The organism is Soonwooa sp. (genome assembly GCF_032062245.1).
Classification (GTDB): domain Bacteria; phylum Bacteroidota; class Bacteroidia; order Flavobacteriales; family Weeksellaceae; genus Soonwooa.
This window is the reverse complement of sequence record NZ_DAMBQF010000010.1, coordinates 29709-47135: the sequence shown is the minus strand read 5'-3', so window position 1 is coordinate 47135 and position 17427 is coordinate 29709. Positions and strand designations below refer to the sequence as shown.

15 protein-coding genes are annotated in these 17427 nt (G+C 34.2%); 2 read left to right on the top strand and 13 right to left on the bottom strand.

Going from position 1 to position 17427, the window contains the following annotated elements; genetic code table 11:
• Nucleotides 1–38: 38 nt before the first annotated feature.
• The 13 genes from RT037_RS07280 to RT037_RS07220 form a co-directional block, all read right to left on the bottom strand.
• Nucleotides 39–665 carry a hypothetical protein gene (locus RT037_RS07280; protein ID WP_313029470.1) on the bottom strand — a complete coding sequence of 209 codons (627 nt, stop codon included), beginning with the start codon at nucleotides 663–665 and terminating at the stop codon, nucleotides 39–41.
• A 4-nt stretch (nucleotides 666–669) separates the two neighbouring features.
• Nucleotides 670–852, bottom strand: a complete 183-nt coding sequence (locus RT037_RS07275) for a hypothetical protein (protein ID WP_313029467.1) — start codon at nucleotides 850–852, stop codon at nucleotides 670–672.
• A 26-nt stretch (nucleotides 853–878) separates the two neighbouring features.
• A complete protein-coding gene (locus tag RT037_RS07270; protein WP_313029465.1) occupies nucleotides 879–1442 on the bottom strand; it encodes a hypothetical protein in 564 nt (187 codons plus the stop codon).
• A 26-nt stretch (nucleotides 1443–1468) separates the two neighbouring features.
• Entirely contained in the window at nucleotides 1469–5425 is a 3957-nt protein-coding gene (locus RT037_RS07265) for a tape measure protein (protein WP_313029462.1), read from the bottom strand.
• Nucleotides 5425–5685 carry a hypothetical protein gene (locus RT037_RS07260; RefSeq protein ID WP_313029460.1) on the bottom strand — a complete coding sequence of 87 codons (261 nt, stop codon included), beginning with the start codon at nucleotides 5683–5685 and terminating at the stop codon, nucleotides 5425–5427. The genes RT037_RS07265 and RT037_RS07260 overlap by 1 nt, the downstream gene beginning before the upstream one ends.
• Before the next feature lie 11 nt (nucleotides 5686–5696).
• Complete coding sequence (locus tag RT037_RS07255; RefSeq protein ID WP_313029458.1) at nucleotides 5697–6773, bottom strand: DUF6371 domain-containing protein; 1077 nt, start codon at nucleotides 6771–6773, stop codon at nucleotides 5697–5699.
• Nucleotides 6774–6886: 113 nt separating this feature from the next.
• Entirely contained in the window at nucleotides 6887–8269 is a 1383-nt protein-coding gene (locus tag RT037_RS07250) for a DUF3987 domain-containing protein (protein ID WP_313029456.1), read from the bottom strand.
• A 91-nt stretch (nucleotides 8270–8360) separates the two neighbouring features.
• Nucleotides 8361–8591, bottom strand: a complete 231-nt coding sequence (locus RT037_RS07245) for a hypothetical protein (RefSeq protein ID WP_313029452.1) — start codon at nucleotides 8589–8591, stop codon at nucleotides 8361–8363.
• A gap of 37 nt (nucleotides 8592–8628) precedes the next feature.
• Nucleotides 8629–8892, bottom strand: a complete 264-nt coding sequence (locus RT037_RS07240) for a hypothetical protein (protein WP_313029448.1) — start codon at nucleotides 8890–8892, stop codon at nucleotides 8629–8631.
• Nucleotides 8893–9384: 492 nt separating this feature from the next.
• Nucleotides 9385–10749 carry a phage integrase SAM-like domain-containing protein gene (locus tag RT037_RS07235; protein WP_313029445.1) on the bottom strand — a complete coding sequence of 455 codons (1365 nt, stop codon included), beginning with the start codon at nucleotides 10747–10749 and terminating at the stop codon, nucleotides 9385–9387.
• 301 nt (nucleotides 10750–11050) lie between these two features.
• Nucleotides 11051–11968 carry a formimidoylglutamase gene (gene hutG, locus RT037_RS07230; protein ID WP_313029442.1) on the bottom strand — a complete coding sequence of 306 codons (918 nt, stop codon included), beginning with the start codon at nucleotides 11966–11968 and terminating at the stop codon, nucleotides 11051–11053.
• A gap of 2 nt (nucleotides 11969–11970) precedes the next feature.
• Nucleotides 11971–13194, bottom strand: coding sequence for an imidazolonepropionase (gene hutI, locus RT037_RS07225; RefSeq protein WP_313029437.1), 1224 nt, complete (start codon nucleotides 13192–13194; stop codon nucleotides 11971–11973).
• A gap of 139 nt (nucleotides 13195–13333) precedes the next feature.
• A complete protein-coding gene (locus RT037_RS07220; RefSeq protein ID WP_313029434.1) occupies nucleotides 13334–14821 on the bottom strand; it encodes a catalase in 1488 nt (495 codons plus the stop codon).
• A gap of 168 nt (nucleotides 14822–14989) precedes the next feature.
• Between RT037_RS07220 and RT037_RS07215 the strand changes: the two genes are divergently transcribed.
• Both RT037_RS07215 and metK read left to right on the top strand, forming a co-directional pair.
• A complete protein-coding gene (locus RT037_RS07215) occupies nucleotides 14990–15943 on the top strand; it encodes a LysR substrate-binding domain-containing protein (RefSeq protein WP_313029431.1) in 954 nt (317 codons plus the stop codon).
• A gap of 188 nt (nucleotides 15944–16131) precedes the next feature.
• A complete protein-coding gene (metK, locus tag RT037_RS07210) occupies nucleotides 16132–17412 on the top strand; it encodes a methionine adenosyltransferase (protein ID WP_313029428.1) in 1281 nt (426 codons plus the stop codon).
• Nucleotides 17413–17427 lie beyond the last annotated feature (15 nt).

Below are 17427 nucleotides of genomic sequence, written 5' to 3'. Positions count from 1 at the left end.
AAAATAAACCCCTCTCGAATTGAAAGGGGTTTTTGTTGTTATCTACTGTAGCGGATAGTTTCGGGTCTCGAGGCTTTGCCTTCTCTGTCTGATTGGATTAAATGAAAAAAATCAAATCCGTATCCCATTGTATTATTGTATTTTTCTCTGAAATCGTTGATTCGTTTGATAACGTCTTGATGCTCGTTATAAAGTTCAATTTCCTTTTGGTCTTCAATAAAATATGTATGGCGCTCTGTTACTGCTTTGATAGCTTCAGGATCAATAATAACCCTACCATCTTTAACCGATACCGCTGTTGATAAGATAACGAGACCTTGCGCAAATACACTTCTGAATAAATAAACGTCATCAATAAAACTATTAATCGTTGATTCTTTGTCCTTTCTTTGTACGTTCTCGGCTCTTTTTTCTGCCAGTTGCTTAATACGTTGGTCAGTAAAATTGGATTGGATTAAGGCGTTAATTTCAGCGTCTGAAATATGTACCTCGTTATCTTCGTAATGTAGCAATAGCTTTTCGATTAAATTGGCTGTATATTGAAAATCGTCCAAACTATCTTGAATTGCTGATTCGTTTTTGTAAAGTTCAATTCTTTTTGTTGCTGTTTGTCCCATTGTTTTGTTTTTTCTGTTACTGATTTTTTCGATTGCTGTTTGTTCCATTGTTTTACTTTTTATTTTTTGATTGTATGTATAATTTCATGGCTTCGGAAACTCCTTCCATATTTGGGAGATTGCCATTGTCGTGGTTGGTTTTTTCCTTAGATTCTCTTTCCTTTCTTTTGGTCTCAATGTATAATTTCATCATTGGAGAAACCTCATCTTTTTTTAATTCTTCGTTTTGTTCCATTGTTTAAAATTTATTGTTAATTGATTTTACTTTGTAAGTTTCAAATAATCAGAAACATATCTATAAAGATTGTCTTCTGAAATTTTATCTATTTTTTTTTGTTGTGATAAAATTTGCTGAAATCTTTTAGTTGGTTTTCCTGAATAAGTAGTCCTAAAATACTTTGCAAAAATTTTTTCTTCGGGTGCATCTTGGAAAGTGACTTTAAAAACCTTGTCCAAATTTCGATTAGTACGACTATAATTTTGTTGCTCGTAATTGTACGGAATCACTGATATCCCAACGAATGCACCATTATACAAGTATAACTTTCTGCATAATCTTCCCGACATAGGGCAGACAAAAAACCACATTAACCCGATGCCTAGATTTGGTACTTTTGAAATTAATTTAATATAGGTGTTATTACCTAATTTTAAATAGCTATCAAAATCAGACGTTTTTACAACAAATGGTATCTTATTACTTAAAATTGTTATTGTGCCTTTATCTAAGCTATCAGGCGTTAAATAACCATTCTTTTTAAAAGTAGTGATACTTATTCGATACAATTCGTTTATTGTCTGTGGGTATGTTGGTTTTCTGCCCATTACCTAAATTATTAGTGATTAATTTTCTACAATCCCGATGCTCTTAATCCTCCATCTTTCATTTTAGAGTTCATCTCTGAAATATCATGTCTAATTTGGAATAGATGCGAAGTGTTATATTCTATCTTTGTTAATTGTATTAATTGGTCACGAAAAACAATCATGTTGTCTTTAGCTATTTCAAACATTTCAGCCTGAATAATTCTAAGGGCGTTCATTTGACCAGCTATTACAGAAGCTGTCTCTTCTGTTACTCCTTTTATAGCACCCTCTAAGGTTGAAGCGTTCAAGTCTCCGTATAAGCTACCTAAAGATTCAAGGAATCCTTGTTGGCTCAATCCTACCTGACTAATTAAGTCCTTAAAGTAATTCATTCTATCAGGAGATAATGGGTTAAATGATCCGTTTCCGTTGTTGTCAAATCCTGATTCACTCAATATCTGGTCTAGAATCTTTTGTAGATCATCTTGCATTCTTAATTTAAGTGCGTTCTTAATCATGTTCTTAAACATATCATTTGACACTTTATCAAGTGCTTTGGCAGCATCTTCTCCTTTCTCGAATGCAGACACTAAAGCATCAGCTAACTGGTCGGATAATTCCTTAGCATCAGTTTGAAGAGCATCTTTAATGATACTTTCTTTGATGTTTTTAATGCTTTGATTAATAGATTGGATTTGTCCTTGCCATTCTTGAATTTTCCCCGAATCAGATTTTTTCTTGCTACTTTCGGTATTGATCATTCCTTGCAACGCTGCTTTTTGTTGCTCTAGATTTTTGATAACATCGACTTGGCTGCTATACTTTTGAGAACCTAAAGCTTTTTCTGCTGCGAATGCTAAGTTATTGTAGGCGGTTTCAAGTTCCTTGAGTGCTACGGTTTGACGCTTAATATCACGCTCTTTTTTCTTATCCTTGTTGAATAGTCCACCTATTGCGCCAATGGCTTTAACAATACCTTGAACCATACCAATTGGATTACCTGATAAGAATCCACTAACCGCCTGCCCAATACCCGATACACCGTCAATAATTCCGTTTAGAGTTTCTTTGAATCCCGATGTATCAATGTTCAACCCTATCGCATCAGCCATCTGCTGAAAAGAATCTACAAAGCCATTAACCAACGATTTTACACCATCCAAATCTTTTAGAACTGCTAAGAAGTCGGCAGCGGTTACGGTTCCCTCTTTAATTTTATTGATTAGATCCTGAAAAGAATTTTTTAATGATGTAAATGGGTCTCTTCCTTTTATTTCTTCATCAATTTTTTTGATGAACTCACCAATCTTAATTTTTTCAGCTTCGGTTTTTGCTTCTTTTAGTTTGGTTACAAGAACATTTCTAAAAGTTGTCAACTCTGAAATTGCAACAGATTCCATTTCGGAAAACATTCTAATCCATGAATCAGAATTTTGAAGATGTTCTAAGAATGCATCAGTAGCCATTTTAGAATATTGGTCATCTATTTTCTTTTTGTCAGATTCAGAGGCGTTTTTGTAAGCATCAGTTTTTTTAATTTCATTGTACTGCTTTGCTATTTCTGCGCTTTTTTCTTCAAAGGTTTTTTGTTCCTCTAAAATCTGTTTGTATAAATCTTGGTAGCTTTTTATTTCTTCCTCAATCGCTTTTTTGACTGCGGCATTTTTAGCATTAAGATTAACCTCTGTCTCATTTGCTAGATTTTCGCCTTGATACTTTTCAAGTTCTGAAATCAATTCTGAACCTTTGAATTGAGATTTTAATTCTTCAATTTTTTTTGTTACTTGATCAACATAAGTATCGTTGCCTTTCCATTTATTAAGTTCCTCAGATACTAAAGCTAGATTTTGCGCTAATTCAGGTGTGCCTTTTCCAGCTGCAAACAAATTTTTAATTAATTCTGTACTTCTGATTAAATATTGTTCAAAACTTGAATCTTTAACTTCGGGAAATATACCATCAACCGTATCTTTTGAGTAACCTTCTTTTAGTAACTTATCCCTAACCTCGATTTGTCTTTTTATCTCGGTCATTTGTTCATCAAAAGACTGCTTTAAGACTTCTTTTTCTCTGTTACGCTTAGCTTCTTCAAGTTTTGATAATTCGTCTTGTGCTGTGGAAATACTAACCTTTTTACCAGTTTTTACAGTATCACCAAATTTGTTTTTAGATAATACATCAACTTCATCGCCTTTTCCTGCTTTCTCTAAAGCTTCATTCCAAAGTTCAATACGTTGTTGAAGTTCTGCAATACTACCTTTAGAATAAACTTCTGCTAACTCCCTTTCGTGTTTTTCTTTTTTCTTTTTATCCTTGTCAGTATCTCCCGATGCTTGTTCTACGGTTTTTTGTTGTTGTGCTTCTCGGTCTTTTAATAATTTGTCAGCCTTTTTATTATTGTATTCAATTGTATTAGTGTAAAACTCATCTGCCTTTGCGTTATCTGCATTGAATTTTTTACGCTCATCAATTAACTTTTGTTGATATGTTTTTTCGTGGTCAACTGCTATTTTAAAACCTTCCTTTTTTGCTTCTTGCATTCTAAGGATAGAGTTCTTGTACTTTTTTCTCCAATCTTCATCCCACTCTAAACGTTCGGTATTTCGTTCATCCAAAATGCCTTGTGCTGCTCTCGCTTTACTAGCAGCTACTATAGCTTCTTTGATGGCTAAATACTGTGTTGCTGCCTTTCCTGCTGTGATAGCTTCGGTAGTTAAATTACCTAGGTAAGAAGGATAAAGCTTTTGCATTTGTTCGGCTGCTGCTTTACGCTCATTTATTGCTACTTTGTGATTTGTAGCTTTCTGATATAAAGTATTTAAAGATGATATTTCTTTTCCTGCGGTTTGAAGTTCATTTTTAACTGCTTTTTCATAACGTTCTCTAGCAAGGATAAAATCATTAGTAATTCCTAAAGCTTTGTCTATTTCATCACCATAAACAGAGTATGCAGATACAACCAAGCCAATTACTGCTGCTAATGCTCCTAATGGATTTGCAGAAGTAGCCATATTAAATAAAAGCTGTGCATCTTTTGCACTACGAATTGAAGATGCTAATTGAATGAATGCTTGAATATTACCAGCCATTACAGAAAGCTTCTGAATTGCTGCGGTAGCTATCAATGCCGCTCTATAACTTCCATAGGTAGCAACTAAAACAGTAAGAATATCTACTACATCTTCATAATGTTCTACTAAGTATGCTAATCCATCAATTCCATCGGCTAAAATACTTTCATTGCCTTCTCCAATTTTGTTAAGCATTTGGTCAAAAGCATCGCCTAAATTGGATATTTTTCCACTTAATGAAGCTGATTGCTTTTCCATTAAATTAAAGAACATTCCACCCTCATTTGTAAGGCTAAATAATACTTCTTTAACATCGTTGAAGCCTATTTTACCAGCCGAAACCATTTCAGTAATTGCAGCTGTAGAAGTACCAAATTTTTTAGCTAATTCAGCGACCATCGGTATTCCTGCTTCGGTAAATTGGCGCAAGTCATCACCCATTAATTTACCTTTAGCCTTTACTTGACCATAAACTAAATTAATACGAGATAACGGAACCGATAAACCTGCTGCAATATTACCCATACGAGTAAGTGTATCTACAACTTCATTTGCTGGTACTTGGAATGCTAATAATTGTTTGGCACCATTGGAAACATCTTGTAAAGAGAAAGGAGTTTTAGCTGCTAAATCTACCATTTGCCCCATCAACTCTTTAGCTTGATCCGCATTTCCTAACATTGTTTCAAATGCTATTTCAGTCTTTTGGAACTCTCCACGAACATTGATTAATTGTTGTGTGAAGCCTAATAGTGCTTGTCCCGAGAAATAGGCTGTAACTCCAGTAGCTAAGCTTTTAAACGAGTTGTCAATCTTATTAGTTTCACCGGCTATTGAGTTATTCAATCCTAGTATTTCTCTTCTTGCTATTTCTAATTCTTTTTTTAGTTGAGAAGCATCTGCACTTATGATAAATTTTAAATCGCTCATTATTTATTTTTTAGGTTATTAATTTTTTCTAGTTGGATTAAAAAGTTTGGATCTATTTCATTGAGAAATTTTCTCGAAATTTTATTTATCCTATCGTTTGTTTTTTTCGTTAAATTGCATTCCCCTTCTAGGTACAATGTCAATTCTGCCAATTCAACTTCTGTAAGTTCTATTATTAGCATTTTTCTAAAAACTGGTTCGTTTACAACTTTGTATAGTATTTCATTTACTACGCTTTCAATAATTTCGTTGTGTGTCATTACTTTTTTTATTAGTTAGTTTTATAGGCGAAATCTCCTACTTGTAGCACATTCCGAATGCACATGATGTCGAGAATATCCTCCGCATCGTCTTGGGTCATTCCTTCGCTGATTAATTTTTTTATGATTTCTCGATAGTCAGTCCAGTTTGAAGCGATTCTTTTGGATAGCTTTTGCAAGTCCTCTATGTTGAATATTTTTAAACCTATTTTCAAGCGTTCCTCCTTGGTTAATGATTGATATTCCTTTTTCTTAATTTTGGATTTTTCAAACTGTAATTGCTCCAAAACAACATCCGCAAGGTCATAGCCTTTGGGGTAAATTCCAGACTCTAAGATTTTATTTACTGTTATTGAGAATCCGAATGTATTTAAGCGACTAGCTATATCATTCCATCCAGTCTCCCCAACATCGGGGAAAGCGGTAATATTTTTACTTTTGATTGGCTCTAGAATTTCATAATTAAAACCACCATAACCACCAGTTGCAAGCCATAAGTAAGTATCATCTACCAAAGACATTATTAAAGCTGTTTTCTCGCTTTCGACTATCGCAATAGGCTTAGTATTGTCATTAACTAAATGAAGTCCGAAAAGACATTGCTTATAGTTACAATCTTTTATTTTAAGAATGCTATGCACCGTACTAACGACACTAAAGTTATCCTTAACACGTTTTCCGTTATCAGAATTATACAACATTGCTTTTCCATATCTGATATTTGAATCATTATCGACCTGCCAAAACACAGTCCAGTCTTTGCGCTCTTTTATGCCTCCGATATGGTACAAATCAAACGCTTTATCTACTTCCGATTTCTCAAATACACCATGTAAAAAATCTCTCAAGCAATCGCTTTTAATCAACTTTGAATTGCTCAACAATTTTGGCGAATGAAATGTTATTGGCTTGTCAGGAATTACAATATCATTTTTAAATTCTACTTTTTCTGAATTATGGTAAAAAGACTTATTACACTTATGACAATAACCTTTTGTTGGGTCGGCTTCATCAATTGGACTAAACTTCCCACTTCTGTTAGATTCTCCGCATGGACAAAGTGGCGCAATCTGACGTCTATTTCTCAAAAATTTAACTTCCATTGTATTTTTGATATAATTGGATTATTTGGATTTTTTAGATTATTGCTTTTAAAATATTGATAATCAGCACTTTAAAAATATATCAAAATCTAAAGAATCTAATCCAAAGATTTTTTAGTGTAATTTCCATGTTTCACGCACTTGTATAGCCTGCTGTCTTTTATCCAAAGGCTCATTGTAGAAATCGGAATCTGTAATGATGTAGCTATTTGTTTTGCTGTTGCGGTTGTAAAGGATTCGGGTAACTCGGTATAAAACTTAATTTGTTGTTCATTGTATCCTGACAAAATAGAATCATTTGAGTAGATGTAATTACGAACATCCAATGCTTGATTAAAAAAATATTCTGCGAGAATTATCGAATTTTCAGCGGTTCTTTCGCTTGAAATAAATTCGTTTTCTTCTTCTCCAGTAATCCAATAAAGTACATGAAGTATCAAGTTAAACCTTAAAAGATAATGCTCTATTTTTGCCCCTATCGACTGTGTAGCTTCTGATTCTTCATCGTTTTTGGCTGCAAAACTATTTTGCCATTGAATCAAAATTTTGCTCGCTTTTTCGTTGGGGACAACACTTTTTGGAATACGTTCCCCATATTCGTTTTGGTCAAAATCTAACTTACTGAATAAGTCAATAATAATATTATCAAAATAATCTTTGTTCGTTATCGTTGCTCCGCTAAAGTCCCATTTAGGCGACTTCAATCCTTTTGGAAAAATAAATAAAACTCTATCGGTAAACCCGTTCCCTTCTTTACCCTTGAACTCCTTTTTCATTTTCTCGGGTTGAATAGTTCCCCCAATACTCAAGAAAGGATTTCTTATTGTTAACTGCTCTTTACTAGACCTTGTAACTTTATAAGGGAATCCATTAAAAAGTGATAAATACATTTCCTCGCTACTACCTCCACTATATTTATTCATGTTGAGAATCCAACCAAGAATCTCATCCGAAAAAACGCCAATCCCTCTTTGATTAACTGTTAATTCTTTTGCCAATGCTTCGGCTGTAAAGTCATCCAAAATATAGTTAATCTGTTCGGGTTTTTTAATGCTTTCATCTCTTTCCTTAATCGGCTTTGCGTGTTCGGCTTCATAAAATGCCAACTCTCTTTTATAATCCTTCTCAAGATTATGCTCGATTTTTCGAATTTGTTTTAACGCCATATTAAATGGACTAGACTTGTAAATGCCTGGGCGACCGACAACGATAAGAAAAATATTAGCCTTAGCTTTCTTATGGTTAAAACTAAGTACTCTAGTATTTCCTATTGCTATTGATAAGGCGTAAAGGAATGCGCCAGCAACAAAGTCTTTAGGATAACCCAGAACAGTGTTTAATTCGTCGATATGCAACTGCATTTTATTTGGCAGCACCTGAATTGGAAAAGCTTCACTAAAAAAAGAATCCAAGGCAGCACCAGTTATAGAACTGCTTGCAAAATCCTCTTTTATTTCATTTACGATTGGTAATTTTACCATGAATATTATTTTATTTGGTAAAGAAATTGTATCTTTACACTGCGTTTAAATTCCTGCCCGATAGTCTATTGCTACGGGTTTTTTTATGTATTTACGTGAAAAGATTTGAGTCAGTTGTATAGAACCCTGCTCTAGCTTTACTAATTGGACAAATACCTTTTCTTACTAACTGTACTTTTTTAGCTTTCCGAAATTTGTCAATGTATCGACACACGTTTGCACGTTCGATATTGGTCTCTCTTGCTACTTGTAGCATCGTTTTAGGTCGTTGCTTTAGAGAATCAAAAATTCTTGCAATTTGACCATTACTAGAAACTTTCATCAGTATAGATGTTAATTTCAATAACTGATCAATGCTTTTAATTTCGAGATATGACCATACCACCCGAACCAGCATTAGGATCTTCGAAATATCGACATCCCGCAATAATGGTTGGCGTTAGCTTGCCACTTGATACCCATCTGTCGATTGTAGTAATAGACTTCTTTACGGCTTTAGCATATTCATGCTTCGTTAATAATTTTTTTTGGGGTTTTGCTTCCTTTAAGAGTGAAAGGATTTCCGACTGTTGTTGCTCTTGCTTACTTAGTCTTTCTAGAATTTCAGCGAAAGGATTATCCATTGGTTATAAAATTAAAATGTTAATATTATCACCTAAGGATTCCGTTATTGACTTTTTTGTTATATTTGTCAAGTTCTTAATATAGCCTGCCAGCAATAGAACGTGACAAATATTGTCATTAAGCCATCATGGAAAACCTTGGTGGTTTTTTATTTACTTCAAGTATTACTTCAAGTGGTTCATGTAAATCATTGATTCAAAGTTAATGAAACTATTTTTAGGAAAAAATCATTTTTGCTTTGAAATAGTTTTTTTTGCACAAAATAAAGGCTAATTTGTTTCTTATTAAACACTTTTAAAACCCAAGTTGTTGTTTTTCAATACATTACAAAGCGTAATTATAAATTTAAGTTATTTTCAAAACTTATTAACAGAATTCTACAAATATTAAAATCTAACGATAATTTAATGAAAATCTAATCTATTATATTTTATAACCACTTGTTAATCAATTAATTACAATCAACAATCTAAAAAATCTAAATAATCCAACTACTTTTTAATATTAATGTCATTATAATATTTTCTTATCAGTTCATTTCTAGTATCATCCTTCTTAGATAGGTATGCTAATAGTGTTCGCTCTTGAGAATGGGCCGTTACCCCCATTATCAAAGATGTTGGCATTAATCCATAAAAATTAGTTGAGAAACTAGCTCTACCAATATGACTTCCTATCAGTTTATATTTTGGATATTTCCCTTGCACAGTTCTCCAAACTCCTTTTGATACTTCAGTTAACAAACTACCTTCAATTTCATTTGTTATTCCTGCTAATTCACAAACTATTTTAATCTGTTCATTATACCTTTGCTCGGAAATCGGCTTAGGAAAATTAAAATCATTATCTTTTAAGTATTGTAAAACTTCGGGATGTGGAACTAATGAAATGTTTTTACCAGTCTTTACTTGAATAAAATCAATAGTATAATTTCCTTCTTTCTCAACAATCATATCTTTATTAAATCTCATAAAATCAGAAATTCTTTGACCCATGAAGCAAGATAAGTAAAGCCAGTCTCTAGCATCTTCTAAATCGCTAGGGATTTTATTACAATTTTTTATTAACTGCAATTCTTCAAATGACAAATAAACAATATCAGTCTCTTTGTATGGTAATTCAACTAATCTATATTGTTTATGTAACGTAAAGCCTGAGTCTTCGGCATAGTTACAAACCGTTTTTAAGACCTTTATAACCTTTGCAACAGTATTGTGAGTATAAAGACATTCGTTTCTTAAATATTCTTCTAAATCGTACTGAAATAATGGCGAAACATCTTCTAAATTATAAATAACATCAAAGCCTTTCTTTTGTGATTGATAAGCTTGAAAATCACTTATAATATTCTCGATATTTAGAAGTCTCTTTTTTGTGCTTACTGCTAATTTGCTACCTTTAATTTTTAGATAGTTTTTAAAATGCCAAATAATAGAAGTATTATCTTCATTATTATATCCATTGTCAAGATTCTGCTTTTTATTGTAATATTCTTTTAATACTTTTTTTAGCCAAATCTTAGAAGGTTCAAAATTATCTACACTTTCATTATCAAACTTATTTAGTATAAATTTTCGAAGATCATCTTGCTCAATTAATATTCGGTTTTTTCTCCTTAATATTTCAGCATCCGAACCTTTATATTTTTTATTCTTAGTCCACCATTTTTTACCATTAATAAATGGATTGGATTCCAATTCGCTTTCTGAAAAAACAAGTATCTCAGTAACACCATCAATAAAAGACAAACCCAAAGGATTGCCTTCACTTATTTTATTTGAATCGTAAAACTGAACACGTGCCGAGAAAGGAGCATTTATTTTAGTTGATCTTAATTGAAAATTAACACTAGCCATATTACTACATTTGATGTTTTCAAATATAGACAATATTTGTATTATTTCGTATTAATTTGTATTATTTTTTGCGTTGGTTTGATTTTATTTGAGTTTGAATAATTCTATAAAATACTATGAACATTATATTTACACATTTATTTGAACTCAATTACAATTATAATAAATTATAGATAGTAGTCTCCTACGGACTACACTTCGTTTCGGTCCACGTAAAAGGCGAAGCCTGCGGCTTCGCCTTTTACGTGGACTCTATCTTTCAGACAAATCCTTCGTCCACCTCACGCACCGCAGGTGTCTTCTAAACCATAAAAAGTTCATTAACAAGACAAGCAGCCAAACGCGCCGTTCTATCTTGGATATCAAACTCTGGATTAACTTCCGCAACATCCAAAGCTTTTAGTTTTTGACTCGCTAAGATGTGTCTATAAAGTTTCATAAATGCAGGATCAGCCATCATTCCGTTATAAGCTGAAGCACTAACGCCTGGCGCAATTGCCGCATTGAAAACATCCATACAAATCGTTACGTATAACACATCCACACTTTCCAAAAATCGATTCACTTCAATATAAAGTCTAGGTAAATTCTCGAAAAATAATTCCTCTGCAAGAATGTAATTCATGCCCAATTGATGAGCCGTATCGAACAATTTCAGCGTATTACTATTTCTTTGGATTCCGATATGCAAACTGTTAATTGGTCCTTCTTGTGCAATTTGCCAAAATCCCGTCCCCGAACTTGCAAGACCATTTTCAGGTTCGCGATTATCAAAGTGTGCATCAAAATTTATAGTGCCAATTTTAGCATCAGGAAAAGCTTGTCTCACACCCGAATAATGTGCAAATGTTATCTCGTGTCCACCACCAAGTCCGACAGATTTTCCTCCTTTCTTCAAAACCTTCGAAACCTTCGTTGCAAAATCTTCTTGACTCGTTTCTAGATTTTGATTTTCCAAAACGACATTTCCAAAATCTAATAATTTAAAATCTGCCTGTACAACAGGAAAGTTCGACATATTCTTACGAATAATATCAGGAGATTTTGCAGCGCCAACACGTCCTTTATTACGTCTTACACCTTCATCGACCGAAAATCCGTGGATTGCAAAAGCATTCTCCGTAACGTCAGAATAATTATTGGAATTTTTAACACGTTGGAATACTCTATGATACAACGCCTCATCACCATCAAAACGACCTTGCCAATCAAACGCCATCATTATATTTTTTCACCGTTAATAAAAGTATGTTTTGCTGACATTCTACCTTGATAATACAAGACGTTGTTGAAGTTATCCGTTTCAAAACTTACAAAATCTGCTTTCTTACCTTTCGCGATAACGCCACGATCTTCAAAACCAAGCGCATAAGCCGCACGATAAGTCATCGCCGCCCAAACCTCCGCGGTCGTTAATTTTTGGAACGTTGCCAAAATAGCAGCTTGCGTAATAAGATTCCCCATCGGTGCCGACCCAGGATTCCAGTCACTTGCAATTGCGAAAACAGCACCTGCATCTAACAATTTTCTGGCTGGTGCAAATGGATCGCCCAAACCAATACTTGCGCCTGGCAAAGCAATAGCAACAGTATTAGATTTTGCTAAAAAATCAATATCCTCATCTGCAGTTGCTTCGAGATGATCCGCAGATTGCGCACCAACTTCAACCGCTACGCAAGAACTTCCTGCCGTGAATTGATCTGCATGAACAGTAATCAAAAAGCCCATTGCCTTTGCTTTTTCCAAAAACACTTTGGACTCTTCTGGCAAAAACGCAGACTTCTCTATAAAAATATCAACACGCTTTGCTAAATCTTCTTCTTTAACTTTAGGAAGAATTTTCTTTAAAATATAATCCAAATATTCTTGATTTCCTCCGTCGAAATCTTTCGGTTTAAGATGCGCCGCCAAACATGTAGGAACTAAAGTCGCTTTAGTTTGAGCCTGAGCTTTTTTAACAATTCGAAGCATTTTTAACTCTTCGTCGACATTTAGTCCATAGCCGCTTTTAATCTCAATTGTTGTAATTCCTAAACTTAAAAGATAATGGATTCTTTCTAAAGTTGCTTTTAACAATTCCTCTTCAGAAGCTTCACGTGTATGTTTCACGCTACTCCAGATGCCACCACCAGCCTCAGCAATTTCGAGATAGGTTTTGCCAGCATTTCGCATTGCAAAGTCATTAGCTCGATTTCCACCAAAACAAATATGCGTATGCGCGTCCACTAAAGCAGGCAAAAGCACTTGCTCAGTGTCGATTAGGTCAATTGAAGCATTAGGATTATTAGCTTTTAATTCTTCAAAATCACCAATTGTTATAATTTTTTCGCCATCCACCAATACCGCCGCATTGACTTGTATTTCTAAGGATTCGTCATTTATTTTTCCTCTTAATGGAAGTTTATCTAAAGTTACAATTTGTTTAAAGGGGCCTATAATTTTCATAAATAAAATTTAGAGCAATAAATTTAAGAATAATGTTTTATCTACGCCTCGTGAATGGCGATCGGATTTTAATTTAAAACAAAAATGCAGCTTTATGCCTACACAAAAAGCTGCATTTTTTATAATGAAAAATCTACACCTACTTAGCGTGATTCATCGTGTTAGCATCAATATTAATTTGTAAACCTTGTGCCACACGCATTCCTAACTCGATATTTGCACGGAAGAAATGACACAATTGTCTGTTAATAATCAAATCTCGATGTGGACCCGAAATTCCACTCATTGATGAAATAATGTTACTAATCAAAGCATTTCTCTCATCGGTATTCATAGCTTTTGTATACAGCAATCCGGGTTGAGTATAATGATCATCATCGTTCTCATTTCGATTAAAATTAGCCACATGATTGTTATCTAATTCGTATTCAAAATTTTTATACGCAGCATCGGGATCAACGTTATCAAAGCTATTTGGATAATAATTTGAACTGTCTTTGTAGTTACTGGAATCTGCCATAAAACCATCTCGTTGATAATTGTTAACGGCAAAAGGACAACGATTAACTTCTAAAAGATGCGAGTTAACACCCAATCTGTAACGATGTGCATCTGGATATGAAAATAATCTACCTTGCAACATCTTGTCTGGCGAGAAGCTAATTCCGTCAACTAAATGACTCGGTGAAAAGGCAGCCTGTTCCACGTGAGCAAAGTAATTAACAGGAATTTCATTTAATTCCATCTCGCCTACTTCTATTAACGGAAATTCTGAATGTGGCCAAACTTTAGTCACATCAAAAGGATTCCAACGGAAATCTTTTGCTTGCTCTTCTGTCATGCTTTGTATGTACAAGGTCCATTTTGGAAAATCGCCGGCTTCGATAGCATTCACCAAGTCTTCTTGCGCAAAATCTGGGTTTTCACCTTTCATTTTGGTAGCTCCTTCGTTAGTAAAGTTCTTGATGCCTTGTTTTGTTTTAAAATGAAATTTGACCCAAGTTCTTTCATTCTCAGCATTAATCATCGAGAAAGTATGCGAGCCAAAACCGTGCATGTGACGATAACCATACGGTGTACCACGATCCGACATCAATATTAAAACTTGGTGAAGTGACTCTGGATTAAAACTCCAAAAATCCCACATCATTGTCGCACTTTTAAGATTGGTCTTAGGTTGTCTTTTCTGAGTATGTATAAAGTCGGGAAACTTTTTTGAATCTTTAATAAAAAAAACAGGCGTGTTATTTCCTACCAGATCCCAATTACCATCTTCGGTATAGAATTTTAGTGCAAAACCTCTTGGATCTCTTTCTGTATCGGCACTTCCCTTTTCTCCTCCAACGGTAGAAAATCGAGCAAACATTTTGCAAGAATTTCCGATTTTTGAAAAAAGTTTTGCTTTTGTATATTTAGTAATATCGTGGGTTACTGTAAATTTTCCATAAGCACCTGTCCCCCTTGCATGGACTACACGCTCGGGTATACGCTCTCTTACAAAATGCGCCAAGTTTTCTTGAAGTATAAAATCCTGCAATAACACAGGCCCATGTGGACCAACTGTTTGAGAATCTTGATGTTCAAAATAGGGCGAACCAACTGCAGTCGTTAACTTATCCTTGCTCATAAAAACTAAGTTTTGGGAGTCTAAAGTTACGCATTATCTCATTATTTTATGAAGAATAGAGCATAATTATTAGTTAAAAGAAAATGCCTTTAAAAAAATCAAACAATTGAAAAAAATATTCACCAAACAAATTAATAGTTATATTTGTAATAGATAAAGTATATTAAAGTGAACATTCAACAACTAGAATATCTTATTGCTGTCGATAAGTATAAACATTTCGGAAAAGCTGCTCAGGCTTGTTTTATCACACAACCAACGCTTAGTGCGATGATACAAAAATTTGAAGAAGAACTAGATCTTAAGATTTTTGATCGTACAACACATCCAATTCGTACCACAGATGCGGGAAGTGTGATCATCGACCAAGCAAAAGAAATTGTTGATTCGGTCAACGAACTAAGAAATAAAGCGCACCAGCTTAACAACATACTTGCGGGTAAAATAAATATCGGAATTATCCCAACTGTGGCTGGCTACATCCTGCCAACCGAGATTTTTAGTTTTATTTCCAAAAATCCACAGATCGATCTTAACGTTAAAGAAATGACAACCGAAAATGTCATTAAGGCTTTAAAATCTGGAGAGTTGGACGCTGGAATTATTTCTACACCATATGATGCAGCCAATGAATTCTACCATGACTTCTTATTTAATGAAGAATTAATGCTTTATGCAACTGATGAAGATTGTCAAAAGAAAGAAGAACGCTTCATTGTTCCTGAAGAAATAGATGTTGACAAAGTTTGGTTACTAGAAGAAGGCAATTGCTTGAGAACTCAATTTGAAAACATTTGTCATTTAAAAGAGAATAAATTAAAACCTAAAAACTTGGACTTCGCAGCATCTAATGTCAACACATTAATCCAAATGGTTGATAAGTTAGGTGGTATCAGCATAATCCCAGAAATGGGCATTGAGCAACTTGCACCAGAGCAAAAGTGTAAAGTAACAAGATTTAGAAAACCTTTCCCTTATCGTGAAATAAGTTTAATCTATTACAAACCAACTTACAAGCAAAGAATTATTGATGAATTGATTACAGAAATAAAATCTTCCATCGAGGAACGCCTTAATTACTACAAAGCGCCTAAAGATTATAAAAATGTAAAACCTCAGTAAATGAGGTTTTTATATTTTTATGATACATTATTTTGCAAAGACAAAAATAGTATTTAACTTTGCATCTCAAACTAGAGGAAAAATTTGACCTGATTGCAACCTCCATAAAAAATGCTAAAACAGAATTATCTTTTTAGTTCCTTTTATATTGCAATCGCAGGTTTTTCTACAATTAAAAAAGGAATATTATGCCATATTTATTTACATCCGAATCGGTATCGGAAGGACATCCTGACAAAGTTGCGGATCAAATTTCTGACGCGCTAATCGACAATTTTTTAGCTCATGACAAAGACTCAAAAGTTGCTTGCGAAACACTAGTAACAACAGGTCAAGTTGTATTGGCTGGAGAAGTTAAGTCAAAGGCTTATCTAGATGTACAATCAATTGCGAGAGACGTTATTAACCGCATTGGTTATACGAAAAGCGAATATATGTTCAATGGGGATTCTTGCGGTGTTATTTCTGCAATCCACGAACAATCGTCAGACATTAACCAAGGTGTTGACCGTGTGACTACTACAGAAGATTTTGAAGCAAAAGCAAATGCTCAAGGTGCTGGTGACCAAGGGATGATGTTTGGCTACGCCACTAACGAAACCGAAAACTATATGCCGCTGGCTCTAGATTTAGCACATCAAATTCTTAAAGAACTAGCTGTTCTTAGAAGAGATAATGATGCGATTAAATATCTACGTCCAGATGCGAAAAGCCAAGTAACCATCGAATATTCTGACGATCACAAACCCATCAGAATTGACAGCATTGTTGTATCAACGCAACACGATGATTTTGGCTCTGAAGAAGCGATGCTTGCTAAAATTCAGAAAGATATCATAGAAATCTTAATTCCTAAAGTGCGTGGTAAGCAAAAACCAGAGATTCAAGCTTTATTTAATGATCAAATTAAATATCACATCAACCCAACTGGTAAATTCGTAATCGGTGGTCCTCACGGTGATACAGGGTTAACTGGTAGAAAAATTATTGTTGATACGTATGGAGGTAAAGGTGCTCACGGGGGTGGCGCGTTCTCAGGAAAAGATCCTTCAAAAGTAGACCGTAGTTCAGCTTATGCGACAAGACATATTGCTAAAAACCTTGTAGCTGCTGGTGTTGCTGAAGAAGTTTTAGTTCAGGTTTCTTATGCAATTGGTATTGCAGAGCCATGTGGACTTTATATCAATACTTACGGAACGTCAAAAGTTGACCTTCACGATGGCGAAATTGCAAATCGTGTTACAAAATTGTTTGATCTTCGTCCGTATGCTATTGAGCAAAATTTAAAACTTCGTAATCCTATCTATCAAGAAACTGCGGCTTATGGCCACATGGGACGAGATTACTACATCGGATCCAAAACTTTTACAAAAGCAGACGGTAGCCAGCATACAATCGACGATTTAGAATTTTTCACTTGGGAAAAACTTGACCGAGTTGATGACATCAAAAAAGAATTCGGTTTATAAAAATATATTCAAAAT

What these genes read in the sequence shown, in the direction of transcription:
- RT037_RS07280 (WP_313029470.1), bottom strand. Translation starts at nt 665, where the DNA reads ATGGAACAAACAGCAATCGAAAAAATCAGTAACAGAAAAAACAAAACA.
- RT037_RS07275 (WP_313029467.1), bottom strand. Translation starts at nt 852, where the DNA reads ATGGAACAAAACGAAGAATTAAAAAAAGATGAGGTTTCTCCAATGATG.
- RT037_RS07270 (WP_313029465.1), bottom strand. Translation starts at nt 1,442, where the DNA reads ATGGGCAGAAAACCAACATACCCACAGACAATAAACGAATTGTATCGA.
- RT037_RS07265 (WP_313029462.1), bottom strand. Translation starts at nt 5,425, where the DNA reads ATGAGCGATTTAAAATTTATCATAAGTGCAGATGCTTCTCAACTAAAA.
- RT037_RS07260 (WP_313029460.1), bottom strand. Translation starts at nt 5,685, where the DNA reads ATGACACACAACGAAATTATTGAAAGCGTAGTAAATGAAATACTATAC.
- RT037_RS07250 (WP_313029456.1), bottom strand. Translation starts at nt 8,269, where the DNA reads ATGGTAAAATTACCAATCGTAAATGAAATAAAAGAGGATTTTGCAAGC.
- RT037_RS07245 (WP_313029452.1), bottom strand. Translation starts at nt 8,591, where the DNA reads ATGAAAGTTTCTAGTAATGGTCAAATTGCAAGAATTTTTGATTCTCTA.
- RT037_RS07240 (WP_313029448.1), bottom strand. Translation starts at nt 8,892, where the DNA reads ATGGATAATCCTTTCGCTGAAATTCTAGAAAGACTAAGTAAGCAAGAG.
- RT037_RS07235 (WP_313029445.1), bottom strand. Translation starts at nt 10,749, where the DNA reads ATGGCTAGTGTTAATTTTCAATTAAGATCAACTAAAATAAATGCTCCT.
- hutG (WP_313029442.1), bottom strand. Translation starts at nt 11,968, where the DNA reads ATGGCGTTTGATTGGCAAGGTCGTTTTGATGGTGATGAGGCGTTGTAT.
- hutI (WP_313029437.1), bottom strand. Translation starts at nt 13,194, where the DNA reads ATGAAAATTATAGGCCCCTTTAAACAAATTGTAACTTTAGATAAACTT.
- RT037_RS07220 (WP_313029434.1), bottom strand. Translation starts at nt 14,821, where the DNA reads ATGAGCAAGGATAAGTTAACGACTGCAGTTGGTTCGCCCTATTTTGAA.
- metK (WP_313029428.1), top strand. Translation starts at nt 16,132, where the DNA reads ATGCCATATTTATTTACATCCGAATCGGTATCGGAAGGACATCCTGAC.